Source organism: Burkholderia pseudomultivorans (genome assembly GCF_902499075.1).
Lineage (GTDB): Bacteria > Pseudomonadota > Gammaproteobacteria > Burkholderiales > Burkholderiaceae > Burkholderia > Burkholderia pseudomultivorans.
The window spans coordinates 47,246-57,805 of sequence record NZ_CABVPP010000051.1; the positions used below are offsets into that span (position 1 = coordinate 47,246).

The 10,560-nt window shown below is 69.1% G+C and carries 10 protein-coding genes; 4 read left to right on the plus strand and 6 right to left on the minus strand.

Annotation, left to right across the window (positions count from 1 at the left end):
- Positions 1–23 precede the first annotated feature (23 nt).
- Positions 24–596, plus strand: a complete 573-nt coding sequence (locus BST28156_RS26410; RefSeq protein ID WP_060246191.1) for a DUF1415 domain-containing protein — start codon at positions 24–26, stop codon at positions 594–596.
- Positions 597–629: 33 nt separating this feature from the next.
- Here the strand turns inward: BST28156_RS26410 and BST28156_RS26415 are convergent, their stop codons facing one another.
- From BST28156_RS26415 to BST28156_RS26425, 3 genes are all read right to left on the minus strand, one after another.
- A complete protein-coding gene (locus BST28156_RS26415; protein ID WP_060246192.1) occupies positions 630–1,520 on the minus strand; it encodes a class I SAM-dependent methyltransferase in 891 nt (296 codons plus the stop codon).
- Between the two features lie 88 nt (positions 1,521–1,608).
- Complete coding sequence (locus BST28156_RS26420; RefSeq protein WP_174903742.1) at positions 1,609–2,742, minus strand: methyltransferase; 1,134 nt, start codon at positions 2,740–2,742, stop codon at positions 1,609–1,611.
- Between the two features lie 235 nt (positions 2,743–2,977).
- The gene (locus tag BST28156_RS26425; protein ID WP_174903743.1) at positions 2,978–3,472 is read right to left on the minus strand and encodes an LEA/WHy family protein; all 495 of its coding nucleotides are present in this window, start codon (positions 3,470–3,472) and stop codon (positions 2,978–2,980) included.
- Between the two features lie 650 nt (positions 3,473–4,122).
- On the opposite strand from BST28156_RS26425, the gene BST28156_RS26430 reads away from it, so the two are divergent.
- Complete coding sequence (locus BST28156_RS26430) at positions 4,123–6,291, plus strand: M1 family metallopeptidase (protein ID WP_174903744.1); 2,169 nt, start codon at positions 4,123–4,125, stop codon at positions 6,289–6,291.
- Between the two features lie 139 nt (positions 6,292–6,430).
- Here the strand turns inward: BST28156_RS26430 and BST28156_RS26435 are convergent, their stop codons facing one another.
- Positions 6,431–7,351 (minus strand): LysR family transcriptional regulator, encoded by a 921-nt coding sequence (locus BST28156_RS26435; protein WP_174903745.1) that lies wholly within the window; start codon positions 7,349–7,351, stop codon positions 6,431–6,433.
- Between the two features lie 147 nt (positions 7,352–7,498).
- On the opposite strand from BST28156_RS26435, the gene BST28156_RS26440 reads away from it, so the two are divergent.
- Together BST28156_RS26440 and BST28156_RS26445 are read left to right on the plus strand one after the other, a co-directional pair.
- Positions 7,499–8,476, plus strand: a complete 978-nt coding sequence (locus BST28156_RS26440; protein ID WP_174903746.1) for a quinone oxidoreductase family protein — start codon at positions 7,499–7,501, stop codon at positions 8,474–8,476.
- 22 nt (positions 8,477–8,498) lie between these two features.
- A complete protein-coding gene (locus BST28156_RS26445) occupies positions 8,499–8,651 on the plus strand; it encodes a DUF1427 family protein (RefSeq protein ID WP_081077323.1) in 153 nt (50 codons plus the stop codon).
- Positions 8,652–8,705: 54 nt separating this feature from the next.
- On the opposite strand, the gene BST28156_RS26450 is transcribed toward BST28156_RS26445, so the two are convergent.
- Positions 8,706–9,734, minus strand: coding sequence for a transporter (locus tag BST28156_RS26450; RefSeq protein ID WP_060246294.1), 1,029 nt, complete (start codon positions 9,732–9,734; stop codon positions 8,706–8,708).
- Between the two features lie 183 nt (positions 9,735–9,917).
- On the minus strand, positions 9,918–10,560 hold a 643-nt coding region (locus tag BST28156_RS26455), incomplete at its 5' end, for a phage tail protein (protein WP_174903747.1).

Genomic DNA, 10,560 nt, shown 5'->3' on the forward strand with positions numbered 1-10,560 from the left:
GCCTTCGCCCGTTCCGCTCCGCCATGACCGACACCCGCCCCGAATCCCACGACGACATTCTCGCCGCCACGCGGCACTGGCTCGCGCGCGCGGTGATCGGGCTCAATCTGTGCCCGTTCGCGAAAAGCGTCTACGTGAAGGAACAGGTGCGCTATGCGATCAGCGACGCCACGACGCTCGAGGACGCGCTCGCCGATCTCGAAACCGAGCTGCGCACGCTCGAAGCGGCCGATCCGCAGCAGCTCGACACGACGCTGGTGGTCTACCCGCGCGCGTTCGCGGACTTCATCGACTACAACGACGCGCTGTTCTTCGCCGACCGGCTCGTGCATCAGCTGAAGCTCGACGGCGTGCTGCAGATCGCGAGCTTCCATCCGCAATACCGGTTCGAGGGCAGCGAAGCCGACGACATCGAGAACTACACGAATCGCGCGCCGTACCCGATCCTGCACCTGCTGCGCGAGGACAGCATCGCGCGCGCGGTCGACGCGTTCCCGGACGCGTCCGCGATCTACGAGAAAAACCAGGAAACGCTGCGCCGCCTCGGCCACGACGGCTGGCGCGACTGGATGCGCCGGCCGGGCGACGACGTCTGAACGCCGCGCCGGGGGCGCCGGGCGCGCCGCCCGTCAGCCGGCGTCCGCCTCGACGGCCGCACCGGCCGCTGCCGCAGGCGTCGGCACGAAGAAGCGCTCGTGCAGCTCGGCCAGCCCGAACATGTCGAGAATCTCGTTGAGCCGCTCGCTCGGCCGCCGGCGCGGCAGGTTCTTGTACTGCGCGACGATCAGCTCGTTCTTCATCGAATGCTCCCAGCCGACCAGCTCGGTCACGCTCACCTGGTAGCCATGCGCTTCGAGCTGCAGGCAGCGCAGCACGTTGGTGATCTGGCTGCCGAATTCGCGCGTATGCAGCGGATGCCGCCACACTTCGGTCAGCGCACTCGCGAGCGACTTGCCCTTGTTCCGGCGCAGCACGCCCGCGACTTCCGCCTGGCAGCACGGCACCAGCACGATGTGCCGCGCGCGCTTCGCGAGCGCGAAACGGATCGCGTCGTCGGTGGCCGTGTCGCACGCGTGCAGCGCGGTCACGACGTCGATCGCATCGGGCAGTTTCGGCGACGTGATCGAATCGGCGACCGACAGGTTCAGGAACGACATGCCGCCGAAGCCGAGCCGCGCGGCCAGCTCGGTCGAGCGCGCGACGAGCTCCTCGCGCGTCTCGATCCCGTACACGTGCGACGCGAACGCCGGCGTGCCGTGCCCCGGCTGCTGCTTGAAGAACAGGTCGTACAGGATGAAACCGAGGTACGACTTGCCCGCACCGTGATCGACCAGCGTCACGCTGCCCTGGTCGGCCTGCACGCTCGCGAGCAGCGGCTCGATGAACTGGAACAGGTGATAGACCTGCTTCAGCTTGCGGCGGCTGTCCTGGTTCATCTTGCCGTCGCGGGTGAGGATGTGCAGTTCCTTCAGCAGCTCGACGGACTGCTCCGGGCGGATTTCGTAGGTCTTGTTCGACATCGTGAAGCGCGGCCGGGCCGCGGTCGGTCGACCACGGCCCGGCGGCGGGAATTCGTGAGGAATGGCGACAGTTTACCGAAACGCGCGCTCAGGCGCGCGCGCCGAGCCGCCACAGCGACGTGACTTCGGCGCGGCGCGCCGCGTGCAGCGGATCGTCGGCGTCGGCGGATTTCGGGTGCGCGGGGCGGATGTCGTCGCGGCCGAGCACGACGAGGCCCGCTGCGTCGATCCACTGCAGCAGCGTGTCGCGCGGCCGCAGGCCGAGATGCTCGGCGAAATCGGACAGGATCAGCCAGCCCTCGCCGCCCGGTTCGAGATGCGCGGCGAGCCCGTCGAGGAAACCGCGCAGCATGCGGCTGTCGGGATCGTAGACCGCATATTCGATCGGCGCGCTCGGCCGAGCCGGCACCCACGGCGGGTTGCAGACGATCAGCGGCGCGCGGCCGGCCGGAAACAGGTCGGCCTCGACGACGTCGACGCGCTGCGCGTAACCGAGCCGCTCGAGGTTCGCGCGCGCGCACGCGAGCGCCCGCGCATCCTGGTCGGTCGCGACGACGCGCTCGACGCCGCGCGACGCCAGCACCGCCGCCAGCACGCCGGTACCGGTGCCGATATCGAACGCGAGCGACGTCGCGGGCAGCGGCGCACGCGCGACGAGCTCGACGTATTCGCCGCGCACCGGCGAAAACACGCCGTAGTGCGGATGAATCGCCGCGCCGCCGAGCGCGGGGATCGGCACGCCTTTCTTGCGCCATTCGTGCGCGCCGACGAGGCCGAGCAGCTCGCGCAGCGACACGACCGACGGCTCGCCGCCCGGCCCGTACGCCTCCTCGCACGCGGCGCGCACGTCGGGTGCGCGGCGCAGCGGGATCGTGTAGTCGGCGTCGAGCGGGATCAGCAGCATGCCGAGCGTGCGCGCGCGCTGCGACTGCGCGAGCCGGTGCAGGTTGAACGCGTCGACGCCGGCCGCGGCCTTCGCCTTCTTCGGCTTGCGGTCGACGCGGCGCGCGATCGCCTGCACGAGCTGGCGGGCATTCTGGAAATCGCCCTGCCACACGAGCGCGCTGCCTTCGCATGCAAGGCGGTAGGCCGCATCGGCATTCAGGCGGTCGTCGGCGGGCACCGCGCGCTTCGGCGGCGGCATGCCGGCTTCGGAACGCCAGCGCACGGCATGATCGACGCCGTCGGCGTCGGTCCAGTGGAAAACGGGGAAATCGGTCACGCGAGTTCGGCTACGGTTGGCTTCGACAGGCGGCGGGAATTCGCCGCGCGGACGACACCATACCGCGCTTTGACCGGCGCGGCAAAGCAGGCGCCGCGACGCCCGCCCGGCAATGGAAGCCGCCGCGCACTCGCCGATCGTGCGAGATCGACGATCCGGAGCATTAACCGTCAATCGGCGTCAAGTGACGAAAAATGGCAACACTTGGACGAATTTTTCGCGTGCGTCACGAACATCACCCGCCCCACCCCGGCATTGCCGGCATCCGCAGCGTACCCGCATCGTTGAAGCGCACGGTGCCGAGCACGCCGCCCGCGAGGCGACCGCGCAGCGCATACGGCAGTTCGCCGTTCGCAGCCGCGCCCGGCAGGTTCCACGCCTGTCGCGCGGCGGCGAACGCGGACACCGACACGGGCACGTCCAGCACGGTCTCGCCGAAGCGCGGCACGACGCCCGAGCGATCGCTGACGCCGCTCGCGAACGGCGTGCCGTTCAGGTCGAGCGCGACCGACACGCCGTCGTATTCGATCGGCGTGTCGTTCGGGTTCTGCACGCGCAGCTTCAGGCTGAAACGCATTTCGAGCCCCTGCCCGACGAGCGGATCGAGCCCCGCGACCGACACGCTCACCGGGTCGCGCGTCAGGCCCGCGCAGCCGCCGAGCAGGAACGCGGCGGCGAGCATCGGCAGCACGGCGCGCAACGGCGCGATACGGAACAGGGCACGTGACATGGGGCAGGCCTCCTCGCGGCAATCGATGGTCGGTTAGTCGATGCATTGTACAGAGCGCACCCGCGCCCGCCGGCTTTCGTAGTTTTTGCGCCGCCCCGAGATCGTTAATAGATTAAAACTACGAATTCCACAGCCGGACGAAAACGCGAATTAATGCTTCCCGTCATTCAATGAATCGCAAAAACTTCAATAGACGCACTTTCTAATTTTTTCGTTTCCTTTACTCAAAACCATCAAGTATATTGACGCATCCTTCGAGCAGGCCGACAAACCTTGAAGCCGCATGACGGCGCTTTTACGGAACGGCGACACCCGCGCCGTCCTTCCGTCCGCGGCCTGGCCCGGCCAGCCCCGTAGGTCGTTGGTTCAAAGCGTTGCGCGCCCGCGCCGGGCGTGCCGCCTGCCGTCGTGCGCGCGAAATCCACACTCAGTACAACCCGCGCCCGGCGCTTTTGAACCGGCAAGTCAACCGATATCCGGAAATTGAGAGGGGGCAGCACACCATGATTACCTTCACGTAGCCGGCCGACCGTCTTTTCGAATAATCCGTCATTAGCATTTCTCGTCGCTGTTGATTAACGGCGGGGGACTGCTTTTGCCGGCGATTTCGCAGCACTGGACCACTCTTTCAATAATCGAGGTTTTCAGTCATGTCGATCCAGATTCGCAAGATGCGTTACCTGCCGCTCGTCGCCGCACTCGCGCTCGCCGGCTGCGGCGGCGACGACGGCGGCGTCGGCTCCGCGTCCGCGCTCAGCTCGGCCGCCGCACCGAACGCGGGCTCGTCGCCCGCCGTCACCACGCCGCCGGCCGCTTCCAACGTCGACAAGAGCGTGCCGCCCGTCGAGCTGCCCGACACCGTCGTGCCGGTGAACTACCGGCTGTGGTTCCGCCCGAACGAAGCACTGAACGCGTTCGACGGCCGCGCCGACGTCGAGATCAAGGTGCTGAAGCCGGTCAACAACATCGTGATCGCGGGCCACCGGATCAAGTTCACCAACGGCCGCATCACGCTGCAGCCCGGCAACATCCAACTGATCGCGACGCCGCAGGACAAGGGCGACTACTACCAGCTGCGCCCGGTCAGCGGCTCGATCTCGCCGGGCAACTATTCGCTGCACATGGAGTGGTCGGGCATCATCAACTTCAAGTCGTACGACGATCCGGTCAAGAAGACCGGCGGCAGCTGCGGCGACGATCCGTATCCGGGCTGCTCGGCCGCCGAAGGCGTGTTCCGCGTGGACCTGAAGAGCACCGACGGCACGACCAGCGGCGCGATTCTCACGCAGGGCGAAACCAACCTCGCGCGCCAGTGGTTCCCCGGCTGGGACGAGCCGGCATTCCGCCCGACCTATGAAGTGACGGCCGAAGTGCCGTCGAACTGGCGCGTCGTGTCGAACGCGGCCGAGAAGCCGTCGACCAACGTCGGCGGCGGCTACAAGCTCGTGCAGTTCGAGAAGACCCCGCCGATGCCGTCGTACCTGCTGTTCTTCGGCGGCGGCCTGTTCGACACCTACGAGGACGACTTCACGAGCCCGCTGCCGGGCGGCAAGGGCGGCCTGCACCTGCGCGTGTTCACGCCGCCGGGCATGCGCGACTGGGCGAAGCCGGCGATGGACCGCACCAAGCAGGCGCTCGACTTCTACTACCGCTACACGGGCATCCCGCTGCCGCTGAAGAAGTTCGACACGGTCGCCGCGAACGACGCGTTCAAGGAAGAGAAGGACCTGAACTTCGGCGGCATGGAGAACTGGGGCTCGATCCTCGAATTCGCCGACGACATCCTGCCGCAGCCGGGCCAGCCGATGTCGCAGTACGGCAACGAGGTGCTCACGCATGAAGTCGCGCACCAGTGGTTCGGCGATCTCGTGACGACCGACTGGTGGGACGACGTGTGGCTCAACGAGTCGTTCGCGACCTTCTTCGAGACGAAGACGACGATCCAGTTCTTCCCCGACGAGTTCAGCTGGCTCGACCAGGTGACGAACAAGTACCGCGTGATCAATCGCGATATCGGCCCGAACGCGTTCCCGGTCGCGCCGAACTTCAACGACTGGGCATCGAACGACTTCGTGCTGAGCGCGAGCGCGTTTACGTACGACAAGGGCGGTCATGTGCTGAAGACGCTCGAGAACTATCTCGGCGAGCAGACGCTGCGCAAGGGCCTGCAGCAGTACCTGACCGACTACTCGTTCGGCAACGGCACGCCGAAGCGCCTGTGGGACGCGCTGTCGAAGGCGAGCGGCCAGCCGGTCGGCCCGATCGGCGACAGCTACGTGCGCCAGACCGGTGTGCCGCTGATCTCGCTCGACACGCAGTGCGACCTGACGAAGAACCAGACGGTCGTCACGCTGAAACAGCAGCCGTTCCCGAACAAGAACGCGTATCCGGGTCTGCAATGGACGGTGCCGATCACGCTCGCGTACGGCCAGGGCCTTGCGAACCGCACGACGCTCGCGCTGAAGGACACGCAGACGCAGACTCGGCTCGAAGGCTGCACGGGCGTGGTCGCGGACCCGACCGGTCTCGACTACTACGTCGTGAACTACAGCGACGCGGCATGGAGCGGGCTGCTCACGCAGATCAACAGCTCGACCGATCCGGTGCTGCTCGCGAACCTGAAGAGCGAGGCGGCGCTGCTGGTCGCGAACAACCTCGCGCCGGCCTCGCGCTCGACGTCGATCGGTTCGGTCGCCTCGCCGGCCGCGATCAAGCTGCGCCAGACGCCGAGCTTCGGCGGCATCCTGCCGACCACGAAGGAACGCCCGGCGCTGCGCTACCAGGGCGCGTTCAAGCCGCGCAAGACGGTCGCGCAGTAACGGCGTACGGCCGGCCGACGCCGCGCAACCGCGGCGCCGGGCCGGCCGGTGGACGGTTTCTTCATTCTTCGACGGGCCTCGCGAGCGAGGCCCGTTTTCTTTGGCACGACACGGTATGGCGCGATGCCGCGTCGCGCCGTCACGCCCACGCGGCGTCCCACGCCGGCTGCGCGAACCACGTGGAGAGAAACGCGACCAGCCGCGACGCGCGTGCGCTGCCGCGCGCCTGCTGGCGCAGCACGTGGATCGTCGCCGCTTCGGGCGCCGCCGCGTAGCGCGGCAGGATCGTGCGCAGCCGCCCCGCGCGCAGCGCATCCGCGACGAGCCAGGTCGGCAGGTGCGCGATGCCGAGCCCCTCGATCGCCGCCTCCAGCAACGCTTCCGAATGATTGCTGCGAAACCGCGGCTGCGCGGGAATCAGGCGGCGGCCGTCGAAGCGCCACGCGCCCGGCGGCGGCGCGCCGTGCCACCCGACGCAGTCGTGTTCGCTCAGCGCATCGGGCGACGCGGGTTCGCCGCGCCGCGCAAGATAGGCCGGGCTCGCGCACAGCACGCGCCGCTGCGGCGCCAGCACGGTGGCGACGAGACGCGTGTCCTCGAGCGGGCCGATGCGCACCGCGAGATCGACGTCGGTGCCGAGCCGCGCGCCCTGCAGGTCGACCATGCTGTCGGTGAGCACCAGCTCGACCTGCAGCGCCGGATGACGCTGCATGAATGCGACCAGCGCGGCCATCAGGTGCAGCCGGCCGAACGGCGCCGGACAGTCGACGCGCAGCAGCCCGCTCGGCTCGTCGTGCTGGCTGTGCAGATCCTCCTGCAGCCCGCGCAGTTCGGCGAGCATCCGCGTCGCGCGCTCATACAGCAGCTGCCCGGCCTCGGTCGGCCGTAGCGCGTGCGTCGTGCGATGCAGCAGGCGCAGGCCGAGTTGCGCCTCCAGCCGGTCGATGCGCCGCGTGACCGACGACGCGGCGACGCCGAGCCGGCGCGCGGCCGCCGAGAAGCTCTGCTGTTCGACCACGTCGACGAACAGCGCCAGATGCGGGGAAAGGAAGTCGTCCATCGGCGAGGGCGGGGTTGCCTGTGCGTTGATTGCAAAACAATCGTGCGCCTTTGCATGTTTCCGCGTCAATCCCGCGCGACTAGACTGCAGGCATTCCTTTCACGCGCCGCCGCCCGCCGGGCCGGCGCCCCGCCTCAGGAGCCGATCATGCGCAGCCTTCGTCTGGAAGCCCCCGCCGCCGACATCGAGTCGCTCGATGCCCGCATCCGCGATATCGCCGACCCCGTGCCGACCGATGGCCAAATGCTGATCGAAGTACGCGCGGCCGGCGTGAACCCGAGCGACGTGAAAGCCGCGCTCGGCCGCATGCCGCACGCGGTGTGGCCGCGCACGCCGGGACGCGACTGGGCCGGCGTCGTGCGCAGCGGCCCCGCCGACTGGGTCGGCGCGCACGTGTGGGGGTCGGGCGGCGACCTCGGCGTGCACCGCGACGGCTCGCACGCGGAACTGCTGCTGCTCGATGCCGCGCTGGTGCGCCGCAAGCCCGCCGCGCTGACGCTCGACGAAGCGGCCGGCGTCGGCGTGCCGTTCGTGACGGCGTACGAAGGCCTGCGGCGCGCCGGCATGCCGACGGCCGGCGACGTCGTGCTCGTGTTCGGTGCGAACGGCAAGGTCGGCCAGGCGGCGATCCAGCTCGCGACCGCGCGCGGCGCGACCGTGATCGGCGTGGAGCGCGGCCCGGGCGGCTATCGCGGCCACGCGTCGCGCGACGTGCGCGTGATCGATGCATCGAGCGAAGCGGTCGCCGACGCCGTGCGCGCGGCGACCGGCGGACATGGCGCGGACATCGTCTACAACACGGTCGGCAGCCCGTATTTCGAGGCCGCCAACGCGTCGATGGCGATCGGCGCGCGACAGATCTTCATCTCGACGATCGAGCGCAGCGTGCCGTTCGACATCTTCGCGTTCTATCGCGGCCAGCACACGTACGTGGGCGTCGATTCGCTGCAGCTCGACGGCGCGGCCGTCGCGCACATCCTCGACACGCTCGCGCCCGGCTTCGAGAGCGGCACGCTGCGCGCGTTCCCGATCGTCGACGACTACGTGTATCCGCTCGAACGCGCGCACGACGCATATCGCGCGGTGCTGGCGGGCGCACGCGAACGCGTGCTGCTCAAGCCGTGACATCGAGCGGCCGGAGAACGCGATGATCGACTACGTGACTTCGCTCGCGGCAGGCGTCGGTGTCGGCGTGCTGTATGCGCTGCTGCAGGTGCGCTCGCCGGCCCCGCCGCTCGTCGCGCTGGTCGGCCTGCTCGGGATGGCGATCGGCGAGCGCGCAATCGCGCTGCTGCGCTGAGCGCGGCGACTGCGCCCGTTGATGCGCCGGGCAACGACAGACGCCGGACAACCGCTAGCGATCGTCGCGACGACGAAACGCCCACCACGCGGCGAGCGCGGTAAAGCCCGCGACGAGCAGCACCATCAGCCAGAAGCCGTGCTTGTTGTCCGAGAACGGCACGCCGCCGACGTTCATCCCGAAGAAGCCCGCGACGATGTTGATCGGCAGCGCGATCACGGTGACCAGCGTCAGCGTGAACAGCGTGCGGTTGTTCTGCTCGTCGAGCCGCGAGCCGATCTCTTCCTGCAGCAGCTTGATCCGCTCGACGAGCCCGGCGAGATCGGCGAGCACGAGCGAGAACTCCTCGGTCGACTCGCGCAGCTCCTGCACGTCTTCCGCATGCAGCCACGCGGGCGGCTTCGCGAGCAGCCGGAAGATCGAGCCCGGTTCGGGCGCGAGCATGCGCTGCAGGCGCGTCAGCGTGCGGCGCATCGCGCCCAGCTCGATGCGGTTCGACGTGAGCCGCTGCGACAGGAAGCGATCCTCGATGCGATCGACGTCGACGCTCGTGCGCCGCATGATCTGGATCAGCAGGTCGGCCTGGTCGCGCAGCAGGTGCATCAGCAGCTCCGCGGGCGACCGGAACCGTTCGCCGTCGCGCACGCACGCGCGCAGCGTGTCGACCGAGCGCAGCGGCTTGAGCCGCGCGGTCACCATGATGCGCCGCTCGACGTGGACGAACAGCGTCGCGATCTCGGACGGCGTCAGCTCGAGGTTGAACATCACGTCGTTGACGATCGCGCGCAGCGCGCCGTCCTCCTGCTCGATGCGCGTCGAGCGCGAACCTTCGTGCAGAAATTCGAAGAAGCTGTCGGGCAGCCCGAGGTGCGTGCGCATCCAGCGCTCGCTCGCGCCGTGCGCGAGATTGAAGTGCAGCCAGACGAAATCGTCCGCCGCGGCTGTGCCGGCCGCGCGGCACGCGTGCAGCCACTCGGCGGCGGCGGACGCGTCGAGCATCGCGCCCGACCCGCCGGGCACGAAGCGGAATCCGCATACCATGCCGGACGTGTCGGCGCCGTAAGTCTGTACGATCAGGTCCATCGTGTCGAAGCTCGCGCGGTGCATACGGCCCGCGCCGGAAAGGGAAAGGAGACGTATGCCCGACGGTCGTGACGCGTGCATGACAGTGTCACACGCGATCCTACCGGCCGCTTCGCGGCCCCAAAAGCAACGCGCCGCCCGATGGGCGGCGCGCATGCGACCGTCTGCGGTACGCGAGCCGGATTATTGCCGGGTTTCCGCCTGCGCGGCGTTCGGGCAGGCCGGGTCCTTGCCCCATTGCCCTTCGCACACGCGCCAGCGGCACAGCTGATCCTCGAAGAAGCCGCGCTGCGCGCACTCCTTCACGCGCGCGGCCAGCGAGCCGCCGGCGGACGCGGCCGTCCTGGTCGGCACGGCCTGCCCCTTCTGCGCGGCGGCCTTCTTGTCGGCGGGCTTGGTGCGCGCGACGAGCGCCGCGAGCAGGTCCGCATCCGGATCGTCCTTCGCGCCCGCGGTGCGCACCGGCGCGTCGCGGCGCTTCTTCGCCTGCGCGAGTTCGGTTTCCTTGCGGTGCTTGCGGGCTTCGGCCTTGCTCTCGGCCTTCGTCTCCGCCTTGCTGCGCGCAGCGACCTTCGCGTTCTTCGTATCGGCCTTCGCGGCTTTCGTCGTCGCGACCGCGGCGGCAGTCGTTGCGGCGGCAGCGGCGCCGGTCGCGGCCGCGCCCGACGCGTCGGAGGCGCCGTCGGCGAGCGCGCGCGACAGGCGGCTGTCGTCCGCGACGGGCGCAGACGATGCGGACGTGCCCGATGCAGTATCTTCGGTGACGATCGTGGCCGGTTGCGCGGCAGGCGCAGCCGACGCGCCGTTCTGCGCGACCTGCACGGCG